General features: G+C 51.1%; 17 protein-coding genes and 6 pseudogenes. 11 read left to right on the forward strand and 12 right to left on the reverse strand.

The annotated features are described in order from the left end of the window. Nucleotides 1-14 precede the first annotated feature (14 nt). The 4 genes and pseudogenes from LU633_RS10120 to LU633_RS10135 form a co-directional block, all read right to left on the reverse strand. Nucleotides 15-131: pseudogene (locus LU633_RS10120) on the reverse strand (phage major capsid protein); the annotation flags it as partial. Nucleotides 132-396: 265 nt separating this feature from the next. Continuing rightward, nucleotides 397-1,094 (reverse strand): IS1 family transposase gene (locus LU633_RS10125; protein ID WP_233482018.1). Its coding sequence is split into 2 segments (ribosomal slippage): nt 397-845 and nt 845-1,094, totalling 699 coding nucleotides; the frame shifts between segments, so codons are not numbered across the junction. Nucleotides 1,095-1,192: 98 nt separating this feature from the next. After that, nucleotides 1,193-1,582 (reverse strand): hypothetical protein, encoded by a 390-nt coding sequence (locus tag LU633_RS10130; RefSeq protein WP_016192132.1) that lies wholly within the window; start codon nt 1,580-1,582, stop codon nt 1,193-1,195. After that, on the reverse strand, nt 1,579-2,595 hold the full coding sequence (locus tag LU633_RS10135) for a membrane protein (protein ID WP_016192131.1): 1,017 nt from the start codon (nt 2,593-2,595) through the stop codon (nt 1,579-1,581). Before LU633_RS10135 ends, LU633_RS10130 begins: the two co-directional genes overlap by 4 nt. 270 nt (nt 2,596-2,865) lie before the next feature. Between LU633_RS10135 and LU633_RS10140 the strand changes: the two are divergent. Continuing rightward, nucleotides 2,866-3,099: pseudogene (locus LU633_RS10140) on the forward strand (hypothetical protein); the annotation flags it as partial. Next, nucleotides 3,088-3,246, forward strand: coding sequence for an antiterminator Q family protein (locus LU633_RS10145; protein WP_232426905.1), 159 nt, complete (start codon nt 3,088-3,090; stop codon nt 3,244-3,246). The pseudogene LU633_RS10140 and the gene LU633_RS10145, both read left to right, overlap by 12 nt. A gap of 33 nt (nt 3,247-3,279) precedes the next feature. On the opposite strand, the gene LU633_RS10150 is transcribed toward LU633_RS10145, so the two are convergent. Both LU633_RS10150 and LU633_RS10155 read right to left on the reverse strand, forming a co-directional pair. Then, nucleotides 3,280-3,684 carry a hypothetical protein gene (locus tag LU633_RS10150; protein WP_016192129.1) on the reverse strand — a complete coding sequence of 135 codons (405 nt, stop codon included), beginning with the start codon at nt 3,682-3,684 and terminating at the stop codon, nt 3,280-3,282. Nucleotide 3,685: 1 nt separating this feature from the next. Next, nucleotides 3,686-4,684 (reverse strand): hypothetical protein, encoded by a 999-nt coding sequence (locus LU633_RS10155; protein ID WP_016192128.1) that lies wholly within the window; start codon nt 4,682-4,684, stop codon nt 3,686-3,688. A 270-nt stretch (nt 4,685-4,954) separates the two neighbouring features. On the opposite strand from LU633_RS10155, the pseudogene LU633_RS10160 reads away from it, so the two are divergent. The 7 genes and pseudogenes from LU633_RS10160 to cobB form a co-directional block, all read left to right on the forward strand. Continuing rightward, nucleotides 4,955-5,311: pseudogene (locus tag LU633_RS10160) on the forward strand (host specificity protein); the annotation flags it as partial. Nucleotides 5,312-5,320: 9 nt separating this feature from the next. Next, a pseudogene (locus LU633_RS10165) lies at nt 5,321-5,804 on the forward strand (IS5/IS1182 family transposase); the annotation flags it as partial. A gap of 37 nt (nt 5,805-5,841) precedes the next feature. Next, nucleotides 5,842-6,686, forward strand: a protein-coding gene (locus LU633_RS10170; protein ID WP_087949720.1) for an IS5 family transposase whose coding sequence is annotated in 2 segments (ribosomal slippage) — nt 5,842-6,187 and nt 6,187-6,686 — 846 coding nt in all. Because the reading frame shifts where the segments join, the coding sequence is not laid out codon by codon here. Nucleotides 6,687-7,043: 357 nt separating this feature from the next. After that, on the forward strand, nt 7,044-8,243 hold the full coding sequence (gene lolC / locus LU633_RS10175) for a lipoprotein-releasing ABC transporter permease subunit LolC (RefSeq protein WP_016192123.1): 1,200 nt from the start codon (nt 7,044-7,046) through the stop codon (nt 8,241-8,243). After that, on the forward strand, nt 8,236-8,940 hold the full coding sequence (lolD, locus tag LU633_RS10180) for a lipoprotein-releasing ABC transporter ATP-binding protein LolD (RefSeq protein WP_016192122.1): 705 nt from the start codon (nt 8,236-8,238) through the stop codon (nt 8,938-8,940). The genes lolC and lolD overlap by 8 nt, the downstream gene beginning before the upstream one ends. Next, on the forward strand, nt 8,940-10,184 hold the full coding sequence (gene lolE / locus LU633_RS10185; protein WP_016192121.1) for a lipoprotein-releasing ABC transporter permease subunit LolE: 1,245 nt from the start codon (nt 8,940-8,942) through the stop codon (nt 10,182-10,184). The genes lolD and lolE overlap by 1 nt, the downstream gene beginning before the upstream one ends. Before the next feature lie 47 nt (nt 10,185-10,231). After that, on the forward strand, nt 10,232-11,068 hold the full coding sequence (cobB, locus tag LU633_RS10190) for a Sir2 family NAD+-dependent deacetylase (protein WP_016192120.1): 837 nt from the start codon (nt 10,232-10,234) through the stop codon (nt 11,066-11,068). Nucleotides 11,069-11,118: 50 nt separating this feature from the next. On the opposite strand, the gene LU633_RS10195 is transcribed toward cobB, so the two are convergent. From LU633_RS10195 to LU633_RS10215, 5 genes and pseudogenes are all read right to left on the reverse strand, one after another. Next, nucleotides 11,119-11,982, reverse strand: a complete 864-nt coding sequence (locus tag LU633_RS10195; protein WP_016192119.1) for a metal ABC transporter permease — start codon at nt 11,980-11,982, stop codon at nt 11,119-11,121. Continuing rightward, nucleotides 11,979-12,845, reverse strand: coding sequence for a metal ABC transporter permease (locus tag LU633_RS10200; protein WP_087949726.1), 867 nt, complete (start codon nt 12,843-12,845; stop codon nt 11,979-11,981). Before LU633_RS10200 ends, LU633_RS10195 begins: the two co-directional genes overlap by 4 nt. 4 nt (nt 12,846-12,849) lie before the next feature. Then, on the reverse strand, nt 12,850-13,659 hold the full coding sequence (locus LU633_RS10205; protein ID WP_016192117.1) for a manganese/iron ABC transporter ATP-binding protein: 810 nt from the start codon (nt 13,657-13,659) through the stop codon (nt 12,850-12,852). Then, the gene (locus LU633_RS10210) at nt 13,656-14,573 is read right to left on the reverse strand and encodes a metal ABC transporter substrate-binding protein (RefSeq protein WP_016192116.1); all 918 of its coding nucleotides are present in this window, start codon (nt 14,571-14,573) and stop codon (nt 13,656-13,658) included. Before LU633_RS10210 ends, LU633_RS10205 begins: the two co-directional genes overlap by 4 nt. A 191-nt stretch (nt 14,574-14,764) precedes the next feature. After that, a pseudogene (locus LU633_RS10215) lies at nt 14,765-15,904 on the reverse strand (benzoate/H(+) symporter BenE family transporter). A 117-nt stretch (nt 15,905-16,021) separates the two neighbouring features. On the opposite strand from LU633_RS10215, the pseudogene LU633_RS10220 reads away from it, so the two are divergent. Then, nucleotides 16,022-16,560: pseudogene (locus LU633_RS10220) on the forward strand (helix-turn-helix domain-containing protein). A 96-nt stretch (nt 16,561-16,656) separates the two neighbouring features. Continuing rightward, on the forward strand, nt 16,657-17,892 hold the full coding sequence (gene pepT / locus LU633_RS10225) for a peptidase T (RefSeq protein ID WP_016192112.1): 1,236 nt from the start codon (nt 16,657-16,659) through the stop codon (nt 17,890-17,892). Between the two features lie 99 nt (nt 17,893-17,991). Here pepT and LU633_RS10230 read toward each other — a convergent pair whose 3' ends face one another. Next, nucleotides 17,992-19,119, reverse strand: a complete 1,128-nt coding sequence (locus LU633_RS10230) for a ribosomal protein uL16 3-hydroxylase (RefSeq protein ID WP_016192111.1) — start codon at nt 19,117-19,119, stop codon at nt 17,992-17,994. Nucleotides 19,120-19,172: the final 53 nt, after the last annotated feature.

Genomic DNA, 19,172 nt, shown 5'->3' on the forward strand with positions numbered 1-19,172 from the left:
ATCAAGGTAAGCGGGCGGTTACCCTCGTCGGCGTTCAGATCGCGTTTTTCCTCAGTGGCTTTATCCATGATGGAACGCATCTGAGTTTTGAGGGCGTTTTTCTCCTGGCGGAGTTCAGGCAATTTTTTCATATCGTGGTTTCTCGTAACGTTAAATGTTGAGACGTGAAACCAGTCCGGGAATGGGGAGGCCGTCAGTAGTGAGGAACGCTATGTCAGGAGCGAGGCAAACCTGACGGCCGGTGGCGGCTCACGTCTGAGTGCCACACACCAGGATATAGATGAAAAACAGAAAGAAAACCCCCGTCAGAGACGGGGGTAAGCACGGGTAATCATGGGTACGAATAATTTACAAAATTTGATACAGTGAGCAGGAAAAATAGGTCTTGACGCAGATTTATTGATAATGATGAAGAGTAAGATACCAACCGATGATCTTATCGTGCATTTCCTCTGACTTCGAAAAGCAAATTGTTCTGCGGGTCAGTCGTTTGATATGTGTGCGAAGATTAAGATTATGTCGTTCTGTCCGTTGGGTATATTTCTTGCTCACCACGTGGCTTGTTGCACTTAACAGAACTTTATAAACTGGCCACGCATCTGTCATATAAAAGGCAAGGTTAAATTTGCTTAACAGGGCCAGCAATCGTCGCAGGGTCGGGGCATTTCTCGGGCCGAAGACGTGGGCCAGAGCACGTTTGCGGATACGGTCATAAGCATAGAACAACCACCGGGGATTGCTTTTACACCGCACGTAAGACCATTGTTCACCGGCTTCACAGCAGATAACAACCTCCGTTTCGGGGTCGATATTTTCAGCTACCTGCTTTGGCGAAATTTTTTTACGTGCTGCAGAACCGTATTGAGGCTGATACCGAGGACCCGTGCGGTATCGCGACATCCGGAACCATTCATGGCCATATTAACAATGGTCTGGTGTGTGTCTGGTTTGGCACCGGAGTAGCTAAAGTTGAGCAGAAAGGTCTTTGAACAATGCTTGCAGATGTAACGTTGGGCACCGGATGCTGAATGTCCGTTACATCGTACAGCATGAGTTTCATTGCACTGAGGGCAGACGACATCAACTTTAGCCATATGTTACATCCAAAGCGCAAAGCATACGTGATCAGCAAGTCTGCGTCACGACCGCTTTTAGAGATGGAAGCCCACTTTTTTGTGGGCTGTAATGATAATTAAGAGGGAAAAAATATTTTTAATTTTATCATTAGTCCAATAAAACAAATAATAAAAGCAAATCCTATTCCTGTCAGAAATGTATAATAAAAAGGTGCGACTGTGTAAATTAGATCTTTGTTTTTATCAGGGAAGTTGTACATTATGTTGTCCCTGTTCAGAAATGGTAATTTTTTTTTGCGTTGTAATCCAAAAAATAAATAAGCTATCACTGGTGCCCCAATAAATCCCATATTTGCATGATATGCATAAAACGTCGGAAGAATATTTTCTTTTTGTAATTTATCCAGTAAATGATGATAATTTTTGCGATTTAATCCGTATAAAAAAATACAGGTAATCAAACAAATGAGAGGAATTATAGCTATAAACATTGTGATGGATTTCATTTTTTATTTCTCGAAATAATCAAAAAAATATCGACTAATGAATCGCTTGCCTGACTTCCAGCATAGCCAACGGCTAGCGAACCGACAGCAGCACAAGCTACTCCCCCCACACCTACTGTGGCGATACCGATGGCAGCACATACTCCCAGTCCGGCAGCTGAACCGATTGCTCCTGTTCCTAGTCCTACCAGCGTTCCAGCGCCAAATTTTGAATATTGTCTGTAAGCTACTTTCCTGCATTGCCCCTCCCGTCCTGTCGTACAGGCATCAACCACATCATTCGTTGTACCCGCAAAAGAAAACCCAATACCAATATATCCCCCGGCCTTAAGGAATCGCGCCGCTCTGGCGGCATTACCGACATAATACGAATAGCCCGGAATACCACTCATTCCTACCGTAGACCATTCATGCACAATAGACTTGCTGGATAGATTTAACGCCCGCTTCATGCTTTCATACTGTCGAAATTTCACGGTATTCCGGGCAAGGGATTTTAACAGCGGTTTGTTAACCAGCTCCTTCAGCTGATTGAGCAGCTGATTACGTTCAACGAAAAACTGCTGGCTGATCAGCGTTCCCTGTGTGCGGAACTGGTTCTGATAGCTGGCCTCAATTTTTTTAAGCGTCTGCCCGATGCTGTTGAAGTATTTTTCACCGGCGTCCCCGGCGGTGCTGAAGACTTTTTCCCCGATGCCGGTCAGCGCGGCAATGGTGCCGTAGTGTCTTTGCATAAACCCGGCGTCATCAGCGTCCACCCCGATAAGGGCCGCACTGGTGGCATTTTTGGTCTGTCGCAGCGTGGTAAGCATATGCGCGGTCAGGGAGGCGGGGGTGTCGGGGTCGGCCACAATCAGAATCTGTCCCGGCTTCAGATAAGGTGTATCCGCATTGAGTTTCATAAAGAGGCTGGCAGCAGGGGAACGAACATCCCTGAACAGTTGCCGCGCCTGAGTATCCAGCGATCCCTGCCTTTCAACGATACAGTATCCGGGGGCAATATTACGGGCCATGAGTCCTTTCTCCGTCCGGGTGGATGTCAGTGATGATTGCCGTGGGTGGGTCCTGCCACGGGTTTAATCAAAACCGCGGTAAATATAAATAATTCTGCTGCGTTACGCAAAACGTGTTGTAATTCTGCCAGGAGTGGTTACCATGACACACCGCTTAACATTAAAACGCCGCCAGTCGGCGGGGTTTTTTGCTTTCTGGGGGCGTAATCCCATTACATGTAACCCCTGGCAGCACCACTCCTGTTCTTAATTTGATAATAGTGGGATAGCAGCTACAAAAATCGTTATACCTCCTGTCAGGTTAGCTGGTCCGATCCGCAGAATCATTGCAGCGACACGGTGGAGGGTGTTTACGATTCTGACCTGGTTAACCGCTACAGCGTGAATGAAACCTCACTGAGCGCGATTGGTTGTACCTCGCAGAGTGAAGCGCACCGGCGTGGGCACCGGGCAATTCTGTCCAATGCCAAAGACGGCACCGTTTCTTTTGGCGTGGGGCTGGAGCACCCCATCCGGGATATTTCAACGCGGGCGACAGGCAGAAAGCTGAAGCTGCCAGAGGACATGATCCGCATAAAGTTTCAGATGGCTGAGGGGTTTATAGATGGGTGTCTGGCAATGCTCGATGTTGAGCTGGAGATGGGCAGTTAATCCAATGGAGAAAACAGCCCACACAGTGGGCTTTTAGATTTGCGTGATTACCGCTTTTATCAAGCTAATTACAACAAAAACTGCATACAAAAACAGCGCGGAAATTGAAAGATAATAATAATTATCAATCCACTTCGTAAGGCTTATATCGATACCTTTTAGGAATTCTGAAACAGTAATCTGTTCTTTTGGTTGGAAGATTATTTTTTTACCTTTTTTAAGTCTTGAGAAAAAATAAGACATTCCAAAAGAACCCAAAAAACCCATAGACCCGTAAAATTTATAAAGTGGTGGTAGTTCAAATTTACTATTGTGATACATGGATAACAAAGTGTTGTATTTCTCGTTATTGATAGAAAAAATCACAAACTGTAGAACAGTAATAAAGAAAGGGACGATGGCACATCCCATAGCTATATAAAAAAGAATATTTTTCATGCTATTTTAACCAAAGGTTCATAAGATAATCGCTTGCTGAACTTGCAACAGCCCCACCGACTAACGAACCCACAGCAGCGCAAGCAACTCCTCCCGCACCAGCGGTGGCTATTCCGACCGCAACGCAAACGCCCATACCAGCAGATGCACCCAGAGCGCCTCCAGCCATGCCAGCGAATGTACCACTTGTGAATTTAGCATATTCTTTAAATGCATATTTGCCACACTCTCCCTCTCGCCCTGTTGTACAGTTATTAATAACCTTATTGGTGGTTCCTGCAAAAGAAAACCCAATACCAATATATCCCCCGGCCTTAAGGAATCGCGCCGCTCTGGCGGCATTACCGACATAATACGAATAGCCCGGAATACCACTCATCCCGCCCGTTGACCATTCATGCACAATAGACTTGCTGGATAGATTTAACGCCCGCTTCATGCTTTCATACTGCCGAAATTTCACGGTATTCCGGGCAAGGGATTTTAACAGCGGTTTGTTAACCAGCTCCTTCAGCTGATTGAGCAGCTGATTACGTTCAACGAAAAACTGCTGGCTGATCAGCGTTCCCTGTGTGCGGAACTGGTTCTGATAGCTGGCCTCAATTTTTTTAAGCGTCTGCCCGATGCTGTTGAAGTATTTTTCACCGGCGTCCCCGGCGGTGCTGAAGACTTTTTCCCCGATGCCGGTCAGCGCGGCAATAGTACCGTAATGTCTTTGCATAAACCCGGCGTCATCAGCGTCCACCCCGATAAGGGCCGCACTGGTGGCATTTTTGGCCTGCCGCAGCGTGGTAAGCATATGCGCGGTCAGGGAGGCGGGGGTGTCGGGGTCGGCCACAATCAGAATCTGTCCCGGCTTCAGATAAGGCGTATCCGCATTGAGTTTCATAAAGAGGCTGGCAGCAGGGGAACGAACATCCCTGAACAGTTGCCGCGCCTGGGTATCCAGCGATCCCTGCCTTTCAACGATACAGTATCCGGGGGCAATATTACGGGCCATGAGTCCTTTCTCCGTCCGGGTGGATGTCAGTGATGATTGCCGTGGGTGGGTCCTTCCACGGGTTTAATCAAAACCGCGGTAAATATAAATAATTCTGCTGCGTTACGCAAAACGTGTTGTAACTCTGCCAGGAGTGGTTACCACGACACACCGCTTAACATTAAAACGCCGCCAGTCGGCGGGGTTTTTTGCTTTCTGGGGGCGTAATCCCATTACATGTAACCCCTGGCAGCACCACTCCTGTTCTTAATTTGATAATAGTGGGATAGCAGCTACAAAAATCGTTATACCTCCTGTCAGGTCAGCTGGTCCGATCCGCAGAATCATTGCAGCGACACGGTGGAGGGTGTTTACGATTCTGACCTGGTTAACCGCTACAGCGTGAATGAAACTTCACTGAGCGCGATTGGTTGTACCTCGCAGAGTGAAGCGCACCGGCGTGGGCACCGGGCAATTCTGTCCAATGCCAAAGACGGCACCGTTTCTTTTGGCGTGGGGCTGGATGGCTATATTCCGCTGCCTGCTGAAATCATTGGCGTGGCCGATCCGTTCAGGGCTGGCAAACAAAACGGTGGGCGCGTCAGTGCGGTAAATAATCTCAACATCATGCCGGACCGTGCCGTTGACAACGATGACGGCACGTTTAAAACAGGACGCAACCCCACGGACAGAGGAAAACAGGGCGTAAAGCGCACTGATGACAGATGCCGGGGGGCTTCCTCTGTCACGGGTCGCAGCAGCAAACATGCATGACATCAAACTGGTAGCGGACACACCCGATGCTCTTAAGGCAGGACGCCCGGGGCAAAAAAACGGACTCTGCCCGGACAAAGGCGCCGAAGCGCCCGGGCTGAAAACAGACCGGTTGAGCTGTCTTGACGAGCCTTATATCCCGTCGCGTAAAGAGGGATCAGATGCCAGTAAAACCACGAACTTCAGGTCCTGTCGCCGGGCCGTCAGGAGGAGGCACAGCCGGATGAACCGGTTTCGCCGGGTCCTGACCCGACGGGAAAAGACGTCTGAGAATGACGGGACCCTGTTGCATTTTTCCTGTGGTCTGATTGTCTGGAATAAAGTCCTGTTGAGACAGGCTATTAGGCTGTGTCCCTTAATCTCCTGAGCTATAGTAACTGTCTGTTTCCACAAAACATTGAACTATGGCTCGCTACGACCTCCCCGATGAAGCATGGGCTCTCATCCAGCCACTATTACCTACTGAACCAGCAATACCAGAGGCCGGACGTCCATGGGCAGAACATCGTATGATCATCAACGGCATGTTCTGGGTGCTGTGTTCAGGCGCACCCTGGCGTGATTTGCCTGAGCGATATGGTTCATGGAAGACCGTTTACAACCGTTTTAACCGGTGGTCAAAGTCAGGAGTGATTAACATTATTTTCAATAAGTTACTATCGTTTCTTGACGCTCATGGCCTTGTTGACTGGTCAGCGACGGCGCTGGATGGCAGTAATATCCGGGCGCTCAGATGTGCCGCCTGCGCGCAAAAAAACATCCCGATATCACCGGAGATAACAGCCCGGGTCGCTCTCGCGGTGGTTTTGGCACCAAAATCCATCTGGCGACAGACGGAAGCAGCCTTCCATTAAACATCGTGCTGAGTCCCGGCCAGGCCCATGAAAGCCAGTTCGCACAACGTCTTCTGGATGGCATTGGTGTTCAGCGGCAGAACGGCAGCATGAAGCGACGTGGTCATGCCGTACTGGCTGATAAAGCCTGCTCCGGACATGCGTTACGTAACGAGCTGAAAAGCAAAGGTATAAAAACTGTCATCCCTCGCAAATCAAATGAGAAAATGGCCTCGGATGGTTGCTCACAACCCGACCGTGATGCTTACCGCAATAGCAACGTAGTTGAACGTTGCTTTGGTCGCCTGAAAGAATATCGTCGCATTGCCACACGCTACGATAAAACGGCGAGGAATTATCTGGCGATGGTGAAGCTGGGCTGCATACGATTGTTTTACAAAAGGTTATGCAATTAAGGGACACAGCCTAGAAACCAGTTCCTTTGATATCCCCCGTCTTATGCCTGACGATGCTGCCTTCAGGGTATCTGGCCATGTTTATCACTCCCGCGTCGATAACCTGGCATGCAGGTCATGGCATAGTTTGCTGTGTTGTGGCGTCGTGCGCCGATAAAACAGGTTACGCCCGTCAACGATGAACAAGCGCACAATAATCGCGTGTTTTCTATTCGATGATGGCATTTTTGCCCTGACAACCTGTTTACTGACAAAACAATCGTGCAGAGTCTGTAGTCTGGAGGTTCCATAACGCCGGGCTTCCCTTTATCATCTTCGATCACTTTTTGACTTTATCCACGCCAGAAGACGGATTACATGTATCAACCTGTCGCGTTATTTATCGGCCTGCGCTATATGCGTGGACGAGCATCGGACCGTTTTGGGCGGTTTGTATCCTGGCTGTCGGCCATTGGCATTACGCTCGGCGTGCTGGCCCTGGTCACCGTATTATCGGTGATGAACGGTTTTGAGCATGAACTGGAAAAAAGCACCCTTAACCTGATGCCCCAGGCGCTGGTGACCAGCGATAAAGGTTCCGTTAATCCTCAGCAGGTTCCGGCCAGCTCGCTGCAACTGCGCGGTGTCAATCGTCTCACTCCACTGACTACCGCCGATGTTGTGCTGCAAAGCGCACACAGCGTCGGTGTGGGCGTGATGCTCGGTATCATGCCCGATGAACCCGATCCGCTTGGACCCTATCTCAGCAATGTCAGCCAGCAAACGCTTCAGTCCGGGCAGTACAACGTTATTCTTGGAGAGCAGCTGGCGCAGCAGCTGGGTGTTAAAAGAGGCGATGAACTGCGTTTAATGGTGCCTTCTGCCAGCCAGTTTACGCCGATGGGGCGACTGCCCAGTCAGCGTCTGTTCACTGTCGCAGGGACTTTTGCCGCTAACAGTGAAGTGGATGGCTACCAGATTCTGGTTAACCAACAGGATGCCTCCCGTCTGATGCGCTACCCGGCCGGGAATATTACCGGCTGGCGCTTATGGCTGGACAAGCCATTACAGGTCGATGCACTGAGCGAGCAAAAGCTGCCGCAGGGGCTGGTCTGGAAAGACTGGCGAGAGCGCAAAGGCGAATTGTTCCAGGCGGTGCGAATGGAGAAAAATATGATGGGCCTGCTGCTGAGTCTGATTGTTGCGGTGGCCGCTTTTAACATCATTACTTCGTTGGGACTGCTGATTATGGAGAAACAGGGTGAGGTCGCTATCCTGCAAACCCAGGGGCTGACGCGTCGCCAGATTGTGTTGGTATTTATGGTTCAGGGTGCCACTGCCGGTATCGTTGGCTCAGTACTGGGCGCATTGCTGGGGGTGCTGCTTGCCAGCCAGTTGAACAATCTGATGCCGCTGATTGGCACGTTACTTGACGGTGCGGCACTGCCCGTGGATATCTCCGTGCCGCAGGTATTGACCATCGTCATTACCGCTATGGTGTTGTCGCTTCTCTCGACGCTTTATCCTTCCTGGCGAGCTGCCGCCGTTCAACCTGCTGAGGCTTTACGTTATGAGTAATACCACCTTGTTACAGTGCAATAACCTTTGCAGGCGTTATAAAGAAGGCAGCGTACAGACGGATGTGCTGCGCAACGTCTCTTTTAGCGTTGCTCCCGGCGAGATGATGGCGATTGTTGGCAGTTCAGGGTCTGGTAAAAGCACCCTGATGCATCTGCTGGGGGGGCTGGATACGCCGACATCTGGGGAGGTGGTGTTCGATTGTCAGTCTCTGAACCGTATGTCAGCGGCGGCAAGAGCCGGATTACGCAACCGCGAGCTGGGTTTTATCTACCAGTTCCACCACCTGCTGCCGGATTTTAACGCGCTGGAAAACGTCGCCATGCCGTTGTTAATTGGTAAGGTCGGCAAAAATGAAGCACGGGATAAGGCGCAGGACATGCTCAGTGCGGTTGGGCTGTCAAAACGCGCGCATCACCGTCCTTCTGAACTCTCTGGCGGAGAGCGCCAGCGTGTGGCAATTGCCCGTGCGCTGGTGAACAATCCACGGCTTGTGCTGGCCGATGAGCCGACCGGTAATCTGGATGCGCGTAATGCCGATGCGATTTTCGATCTGCTTGGAGAACTGAATGTGCGACAGGGGACCGCTTTTCTGGTCGTCACTCACGATCTCAACCTAGCGAAACGCCTGCGCCGCCAGATGGAAATGCGCGATGGTGAACTGAGCGACGCACTGACCCTGACAGGACTGGCGTAATGGCAAACTCTCTTTCTCTTTTGCTTGGCCTGCGCTTTAGCCGTGGGCGTCGCCGTGGCGGTATGGTGTCGCTGATTTCGGTTATCTCTACGCTGGGGATTGCGCTGGGGGTGATGGTGCTTATCATTGGTCTCAGCGCAATGAACGGTTTTGAGCGTGAGCTGAATAACCGTATTCTCGCGGTGGTGCCGCACGGAGAAATCGAGCTGGTGCAGCAGCCGTTCACTAGCTGGCAGTCGCTGCTGCCCAAAGTGGAGCAGGTTAAAGGCATTGCGGCGGCGGCACCCTATATCAACTTTACCGGTCTTATTGAAAGCGGCGTGAAGCTGCAGGCAATTCAGGTAAAAGGTGTCGATCCGCAGCAGGAAATCCGGTTGAGTGCGTTACCTGCATACGTGCAGAACCGGGCATGGCAAAGCTTCAGCGCGGGTAAGCAGCAGATTATCCTGGGGCAGGGCGTGGCTAACAGCCTGAACCTGAAGCAGGGCGACTGGCTGACCATTTTGATACCTGACAGTAGCGAGGGACAAAAATTACTTCAACCTAAGCGCGTCCGTCTTCAGGTCAGCGGCATCCTGGCGTTAAGCGGCATGCTTGATCACAGTCTGGCGCTGGTGCCGCTGGCTGATGCGCAACAGTACCTTAATATGGGTGACAACGTCACGGGCATTGCCCTGAAAATGACCGATCCCTTTGCCGCCCAAAAACTGGTGCGCGATGCCGGTGAAGTTACCCATGCCTACGTTTATATCCGCAGCTGGATTGGCAGCTATGGCTATATGTATCGGGATATTCAGATGATTCGTGCCATTATGTATCTGGCAATGGTGCTGGTAATTGGTGTGGCCTGTTTCAATATCGTTTCCACCCTGGTGATGGCGGTAAAAGATAAAAGTAGCGATATCGCAGTGTTGCGCACCCTTGGTGCCAGAGACGGTCTGATCCGCGCGATTTTTGTCTGGTACGGGTTGATGGCCGGATTAGTGGGCAGCGTCAGCGGCGTGGTCACCGGCGTACTCGCGGCGTTCAACTTAACCACGCTGATTAAAGGTATTGAAACACTGACTGGCTACCATTTCCTCTCTGGCGATATCTATTTTATCGACTTTTTACCCTCAGAAGTTCACTGGCTGGACGTGGTGATTGTGCTGCTCACCTCGTTGGTTCTGAGCCTGATTGCCAGCTGGTATCCGGCGAGAAGAGCAAGCCGTATCGATCCGGCCCGCGTCCTCAGCGGCCAGTAAACAGAGATTGGCATTCCCTTTCCGGCACGTTAAGGAGTAGAGAAGTTATGATGCGTAACCCCCGTCGTCGCCTGAGACTGGCACGTTACAAAAAAAACCGACGTCAGGTGCATCAGCGCTTTCGTCAGCGCATTTTTGAACGCGACCGTAATATTGAAATAGCCCAAAATCCACTACCCCGCGTGGTGGTGCTGACTGGCGCGGGTATTTCTGCGGAATCCGGTATTCGCACCTTCCGCGCAGAAGATGGCCTGTGGGAAGACCATAAGGTCGAGGATGTTGCCACACCTGAGGGCTTTACCCGCGACCCCGAAAGGGTACAGGTCTTTTACAATGCGCGTCGGCGTCAGCTACAACAGCCTGACATTGCCCCCAACGCGGCACATCTTGCCCTCGCAAAGCTGGAAGCCGCACTGGGCGATCATTTTCTGCTGGTGACGCAAAATATCGACAACCTCCATGAGCGGGCGGGCAACCACAACATCATTCATATGCACGGCGAACTGCTAAAAGTACGCTGTACGGGTAGTGGTCAGGTGGTGAGCTGGCAGGATGATGTCAACCCTGGCGACCGCTGTCACTGCTGTCAGTTTCCATCGACGCTCCGCCCGCACATTGTCTGGTTTGGCGAGATGCCGTTACAAATGGATGAGATTTATACGGCGCTGTCGCAGGCTGATTATTTTGTTGCCATTGGCACCTCCGGCCATGTTTATCCTGCGGCGGGCTTTGTTCATGAAGCAAAATTGCAAGGTGCGTATACGGTGGAGCTGAACCTGCAACCGAGTCAGGTAGGCAGTGAATTTGAAGAAAATGATTACGGCCCGGCAAGTGAGGTGGTGCCGAGGTTTGTGCAAAGTCTGCTGCGAAAAACCCGGCAGTAGTTTCTGTTCAGGATGTAGCAGCCGTGTGCGGTGACGTGCGCGGCCACAGGTCAGGGGGCTAATTCAGTTTCGCCTGGCGGGCTACTATGATGGTGCCGTTCTTTCAGGCTGACCAGCGTAAAGACGCTGACAAATACCAGTGTGAACAGTACCACGATGGTGGGTGCTGGCGCGCTGTCGATAAAAAACGACAGATAAACGCCGCTAAAAGCAACCGTTATTGACACACCAGCGGCCACCAGCAGCATGCGGACAAACGTCCGGGTCAGCAACAGTGCAATGGCACCTGGCGCAATCAGCAGCGAGACGGTCAGTATAATGCCAACTGCTTTCAATGTTGCGACAATAGTCAGCGCGATCATACACAGCAGTCCGTAATGCAGCAGCCTGATATGTAGCCCGCTGGCGCTGGCCTGAACCGGGTCAAAAGCATAAAGCAAAAAGTCGCGCCATTTGATGACAAAAATCAATACAATCAGCAGTGCAATCAGCCCCGTTTGCTGCAAATCCCTGACGTTAATGCCCAGCATGTCGCCAAACAGAATGTGATCGAGGTGAATTTCGGACTTCACCGCAACGGCGAGGATCAGGCCAATAGCGAACATTGCGGAAAAAACGATGCCCATTAGCGCATCCTGCTTTATCCGGGTGTTTTCCTTCAGAAAACCTGTCGCCAGCGCACAAAAAAGACCGGCAAAAAAAGCACCAATGGAAAATGGCAAACCTGCCATATACGCCAGCACAACCCCTGGAAATACAGCATGGCTCATGGCATCGCCCAGTAGCGCCCAGCCTTTTAGCACCAGCAAACAGGAAATCAATGCTGCAGGCACAGCCAGCAACACGGCAACGATCAGCGCATTGTTCATAAAGCTGAACTGGAACGGTTGCAGTAAAAGCGTCAGCAGACTCATGGCGTCCTTCCGTCCCGGTCGGGTGCATATATACTGCGCCTGTGCCGCATCAGCCAGCCATATTTGGGTGAAAAAAGAAAAGCCAGCAAGAACAGCACTGCCTGTGCGACCACAATGATACCGCCGGTTGCGCCATCCAGAAAAAAGCTTATCCAGGCACCGAAAAAGCTGGTTGCCGCACCTATTATCACCGCAAGAGTCAGCATGCGTGGAAAGCGGTCAGTAAGCAGATAAGCCGTGGCACCGGGAGCAACCACCATGCAAATGACCAGAAAAGCCCCGACGGTTTGCAGCGCGGCGATAGTGGTAACCGAGAGCAACACAAAAAACAGGCTTTTCATAAGAAGCGGATTGAGGCCAACGGTGCGTGCATGGTTCTCGTCGAAAAAAGTGACCATCAGATCTTTCCATTTCAGCAATAAAATGCTCAGGGAAATCACGCTGCTGAGGGCCAGCTGCCAGATATCACCAGGGGCGATCGCCAGAATATTACCGGAAACAATAGTCTGGATATTCACCGGGGTTGGGTTAAGCGACATGATAAACAGCCCAAAACCAAAGAACGATGAGAAGATTAGCCCGATAATGACATCTTCACGCAGTCGCGTTCGCTGATGGAGAAACAACATTGCCGCTGCCGCGAGGCCTCCTGAGAAAAATGCCCCCACTGAAAAAGGTAATCCCAGCATCCAGGCACCCGCCACGCCGGGAACGATCGCGTGCGAAAGCGCATCGCCAATCAGCGACCAGCCTTTTAACATCAGGTAACAGGAAAGGAAAGCGCACACGCCGCCTACCAGCGCGGAAACCCACATGGCATTTAGCATATATTGATAGCTAAACGGTTCCAGAAGCAGACGCAGCATCTTAATCTTTTTCCTGCGCTGGTTTTTTATCCGCTATCGGCAGGTTGCCTGACATCATCGGATGTAAAATACCATCAAAGGTGTTGTTCAGGTTTGATGCGGTAAATGTCTCTTTGGTCGGCCCACAGGCGAGCACTGTGTTTTTTACCAGCACGGTATAATCACAAAAACTGCTTACCGTGGAGAGATTATGAGTGGAAACGAGTAATGTGCAGCCCTCATCGCGCATTTGCTGAAGCAGAGAAATAATTTGTCGCTCTGTATTGACATCGATACCGGTAAACGGTTCGTCCAGCAGCACAATTTTCCCGCCCTGGGCGATGGCCCGGGCGAGAAAAACGCGTTTCTTTTGCCCCCCGGACAGCTCACCAATTTGTCGGTGGCGAAAATCACGCATTCCCACCCGGTCAAGTGCTGCCGCCACCGCATTGTGGTCGGCCTTTCGTGGAATGCGTAATGCGCCCATATGGCCATAACGGCCCATCATCACCACATCTTCGGCCAGTACCGGAAAGTGCCAGTCAACATCCTCCGCCTGTGGAACGTAAGCGACCTGACTTTGTCGCAGGGCCAGGCAGGGAGGCATTCCCATCATTGTGATGTCGCCCTCCGCCAGCGGCACTAACCCCATCAACGCTTTGAACAGCGTTGATTTCCCGGAACCATTCACCCCAAGTAATGCCGCAAGCGTCCCGGATGGGACGGCAAAGCTCGCCTTTCTTAGTGCGGTATGACCGTTGCGGTAGGTGACTGTTACCCCATTCGCGCGGATGCCGTCATCATGAAAGCCATTATCGGGAAGGGCTTTCATGGTTTAAGTCCATCATTAATGCCTTTTACCACCGTCGCAGTGGTAACGTGCAGCAGATCAATATAGGTGGGTACAGGACCTTCGGCGCTGCTCAGTGAATCCACATAAAGTACGCCGCCATAGTGTGCGCCGGTTTCTCTGGCAACTTGTCGGGCGGGTTTATCAGAAACAGTGCTTTCGCTAAACAGGGTAGGAACAGCTTTTTTCTTCATTGCATCAATAACCTGCCGCACCTGCTGCGGTATACCCTGCTGGTCGGCATTAATCGGCCACAGGTAAAGTTCTGTTAAGCCAAGATCGCGAGCCAGATAAGAGAACGCTCCTTCACTGGTGACCAGCCAGCGCTTATCGTGCGGAATTTTTGCGATTTGGTCGCGCAGAGGTTGCAGCGTGTCGGCAATCTTCTGCTGATAAATTTCTGCATTCTTACGGTAAATTGCGGCATTTTCCGGGTCGTATTTCATCAGAGCATCGCGAATATTATTGACGTAAATACGTGCATTGTCGGGTGACATCCAGGCGTGGGGATTCGGCTTGCCGTTATAGGGCCCGGTGGTAATACCCATCGGTACAATGCCTGTCGAGACTTCCACTTCGGGCACGGAAGGCAGGTGCTGGTAAAACTTCTTAAACCACAGTTCAAGATTAAGACCGTTGGAGAGGATCAGCTGTGCGCCCTGAGCGCGGCGGATATCGCCGGGCGTGGGTTGATACTGATGTATTTCCGCGCCAGGTTTGGTGATTGATTCAACGATGGCCTTGTCGCCCGCGACGTTTCTGGTCATATCAGCAATAATGGTAAAGGTGGTGATCACCTTGAATTTATCCTGAGCCAGTGCAGACGATATATTGAGCAGCAGAATCAGGCATGAAATGCCTGAAGCAAATAGAACAGGGGACAGCCATTTTTTCATTATATTCTCCCGAAACCCTGATAAATAGGTGACGCTATAAAACATAGCACTTGCTATAATTTAATGGCAATAATTCTCATTTGATCAAAAACAAACTTTGATGCAGAAATTCAAATTGATCGGTAATTTTAACCGCTATATGACATCTGATAATTACCGTGCTGATGAGCTGCGTAGCGAAGATGAGAGGATTAGTGAGGTAAGGGGCCTGCCAGCCCCCAAAATTCTGTGCCAATGCCCGGCAGCGACAAGCCTGAAGCTGTATAAGAAAGGTGATGTTGTGGCTTCACGTTGTTTTTCATCGGTCAGGGCGCGCTGCAGGCTGGCAGTGAGCCTCCCTAATAATGCCAGACCGGCGACAGCATGCATAAGCGCAGGTGGTAGCGCAATAAATAATTGCCCAATCATGCCGCGAATACCCCGGCGACAAGATAAAACAGCCCCTCACAGACTGTGACTCAATATCGGCGTTGCGGATCGGGATGAACATCATGTCCCATACAGATAGCGGAGGTAATTGCCGCGATGCACACTGAAAATCCACCAAAGGGTGTCAGTAGTAACGAAGTGAGGCCAGTCCAGCCTATCAGCGGGGAGTCAGATACCTGAAAGCCACCCGCTCTCAGCGCGACGATACCCGGTGAGTTCTGGGAAGCCATAGTGACGACAAAAAAAGACAGATCGGTATCGGCCAGCCTGGCAAGGTTAAAGTGTGGGGCGACGAACGTCAGCATGGCAGAATTAACCGTTTGTTGCGCAAGGTATATATCCCCTCTGAGCATTACCACTGTCAGTCCCGTTACCAGCGCGATCAAAATTGCATAGAGCGGAAGAAAACGCTTTGCAGCAAGATAGATCAGGCTCATACCGGCAGTCAGTGAGAAATCAACTGGTAAAGAGGTTAAAGCCTCTGTATCAAAGTGAAGCAAAATACCCGCCAGTATTGCAGAGGACATTGCCTGTGGAATAAAGCACATGAGTCTGGCGAACAGGCCAGTGACGCCAGAAAGGAAAATCAGTGCGGATGTAAAGACAAACATACCGATGGCATCCGCAAGAGATGTACAGGTGAGCGTAGTCACCAGCAGAGCAGCGCCAGGCGTCGACCATGCGGTAAGGACAGGAGCACGATAATAAAGCAACAAGCCAACAGAGGTCAGCCCCATGGCCAGTCCCGGCATGCTTAACCAGCCAGCGACCTGTAATTCTGAGGTACCAGCAGCGCTGGCAGCCTGGAAAACGATTGCTGCAGAACTGGCATAGCCCACCAGCACCGCGACAAAACCCGCGACCAGCGCAGGTAATGTGAGATGAGAGAAAGGTGGGCGCATTATTGTATCCGCATGTACGTTATAGCGTACAAACTAACATCGTGCGCTATAACGTACGAATTGCCAATCTGCCCTTCATCAGGAGATGATATGACCAATCCCAGTTTTTAACCCGGACTGACCCTGAAATCTCTGCGCCTGTCCCGGGCGTGGAGTTTAGTGCGCACCACGCAAGAAACTGGCGTGAGTAAGGCCATGCTGGGGCAAATCGAACGGCGAGAGTCCAGCCCCGCCGTGGCAACCTTGTGGAAAATCGCTACGGGTTTTAATGTCCCCTTCTCACACTTTGTTCCCGTATCTGAGCCAGATGAAGCGGAAAAAGTGCTGTGCAACGATAGGTGTAGGACTCGACGGCAGCGCACAGACGCGATGCAGGTTACGCCTTTGTTTCCCTTCGATACTCAGTTGCGCTTTGATGTTCTGGCGGTCGAGCTGGCAGTGGGGGCGTTAGTGAGTCTTCAGCCCATGAGGCCTGTGTGATTGAGCATGTGGTGGTGACGGAAGGGGAGCTGCAGCTGGCGGTAAACGGAAAATGGCATACTCTGCGTGTGGGGGAAGGATTGCGTTTTCAGGCAGACTACCCTCACAGCTATCTTAATGTGAGCCTTAAGTCGGTAAAGTTTCACACCCTCATTCACTATCCGCAGAAGATGTAGCGACATGCGTAAGCCTGTCCCTTATCTGACCTGAAGCAATACTTACCACCAAAAAGTTACTGATAATGAAAATCTGCCATATCAGAGGGAATGAAGATGAATAACCTACTCGACCGCTTTTTGGAATACGTTTCTTACGATACGCAGTCAAAAGATCATGTTCGCCAAATCCCCAGCACTGAAGGCCAATTAAGGCTGGCGAAGGTGCTCTGTAATGAGCTGAACTCGTTGGGGTTTAGCGATGTCTCGCTCAGTAAAAACGGGATTGTCATGGCAACGCTTCCCTCCAATGTAGACTGGCCTGTGCCCGCCATAGGCTTTATTTCTCATATGGATACCTCTCCCGATTTCACCGCTAAAAATGTTGCTCCACAAATCGTCGAAAACTACCGGGGTGGAGATATTGCCCTGGGGATAGGGGATGAAGTGCTTTCACCGGTTATGTTCCCTGTCCTGCACAGCCTGATTGGGCATACGTTGGTGACCACCGATGGCAGAACGCTGCTGGGGGCTGATGACAAAGCGGGTATTGCAGAAATCATTACGGCGATGGTCAGACTCAAAAATGAAAATATTCCTCACGGCAATATTCGTATTGCTTTCACGCCGGATGAGGAGATAGGTAAAGGCACCCGCTGTTTTGACGTTGACGGGTTTGATGCTGAGTGGGCCTATACCGTTGATGGCAGCGGCCTGGGTGAATTTGAATATGAAAACTTTAATGTTGCTTTAGCCACAGTAAGAATCTCCGGTAACAATGTTCACTCGGGTACGGCTAAGGGGGTTATGGTGAATGCTCTTGAACTGGCTCTGCGTTTTCAGGCAGCTCTGTCAGAAAATGAAGTGCCTGAGCGCACGGAAGGTTCTGAGGGTTTTTATCATTTACACACGATGAAAGGCAGCGTGGATAAGGCTGAACTTAACTATATTATCCGGGATTTTGATGCCAGCCGTTTCGAGGAACGCAAAAACGTCTTGAGTAAAACAGCTGCTCTGCTGTCCGCTACCTTGCCAGCCTGTTCAGCAATTCAGGTGCAGATTGAAGACAGCTATTTCAATATGCGAAAGAAAATTGAAGCCCATCCTCACATCATTGAATTTGCGTTGGAAGCAATGCGGGAGTGTGGAATTGAACCGAAAGTAAAACCCCTTCGCGGCGGTACCGATGGGGGGCTGCTCTCTTTCAAAGGGTTACCCTGTCCGAATCTGTTTACCGGAGGATACAATTATCACGGCAGGCATGAATTTGTTTCGCTGGAAAATATGGAAAAGGCCGTTACGGTCATTATGCGTATTGCCGCGTTGACGGCACGGAAAGCGGAGAAGTGTTGAAGGGCGGCTCTTTTTCAATTATGCCCGCCGAGGTGCGGCGGGTTACACGCTTTCAGCCTGTTTGACGCTTACCGGGCCATAGCATCGCCCGATCATCGTTTACTCTTCTTCCCCAAAATACCAGTAACCGCTGTTGACCAGCCCAGCCAGCTGGGCGAGAAACGCAGGATCGTCCAGCACAGCGCCCAGTTGCTCTGCATCCAGCGAAGGCTTATTAGCTAACAGAGTGAGGGCTTCTCGATGCGGTGATGCAATCTGTTCACCATTGATAAACACGGTATCGCCAATGGACAGCACCCGCAGTCCGCCCAAACGCTTCAGACGGTCGCCCTGTTGCAGCGCATCATAAATCTCATCCGGCTGATAGGGAGGTTCAGGTGGTGCGATATCCAGCTCATGACGTGATTGCGAAATAAACTCGCCGAACCACTGAGTGAAATGTTCGGGCTGATTCACCACGTCAAGGATCATTTCCCGCATACTGGCCAGTTCCTCTGGCAGAATGTCAGCGCTGTTTTTACGTGCAGGAATATCCGGGTCACTAAAGCGATAGCTGCCAAGTTCGTGCGAAAGGACATAATCAGCAAAGCTGCTTAATAGTTCGCGGCCGTTCGGTGCACGTAAGCCCACAGAAAAGCTGAGTGAATTTTCCAGAGAGTAGCCTTCGTGTGGAAACCCCGGCGGGATGTAGAGAATATCCCCTGCCTCGACCTCCTCATCGATAATGGCCTCAAAAGGCTCTACCTGTAACAGGTCCGGGTGGGGACAATGCTGTTTCATAGTCACTTTTTCACCGACACGCCAGCGACGGCGGCCAGTGCCCTGGATAATAAATACATCATACTGATCGAGATGGGGGCCAACGCCCCCCCCCGGAACTGAGAAGGAGATCATCAGGTCGTCTATGCGCCAGTCGGGCAGATGGCGGAAAGGATGCATGAGCGCAGCAGAGGCTTCGTGCCAGTGATCAACGGCCTGAACCAGTAGCGACCAGTTAGTTTCACCCAGGTGATCAAAACTCTCGAATGGGCCATGATTAACCTGCCATTTACCGTCCTGATGACTGACCAGGCGGCTGTCGACTTCGTTTTCCATTGCCAGCCCGGCAAGTTCGTCCGGGGAAATAGGGTCAACAAAGTTCTTAAAGCCGCGCTTCAACAGTACCGGGCGTTTTTGCCAGTAGCGCTGCATAAAGTCGGGCCAGTTAAATTCAAGATGGTAAGCCATAAGGTGTTCCTGAGTCGCTGATTTGCGTCGATTATAACAGCGGGAGAGAAACC

Source organism: Erwinia tracheiphila, assembly GCF_021365465.1.
Taxonomy (GTDB): Bacteria; Pseudomonadota; Gammaproteobacteria; order Enterobacterales; family Enterobacteriaceae; genus Erwinia; species Erwinia tracheiphila.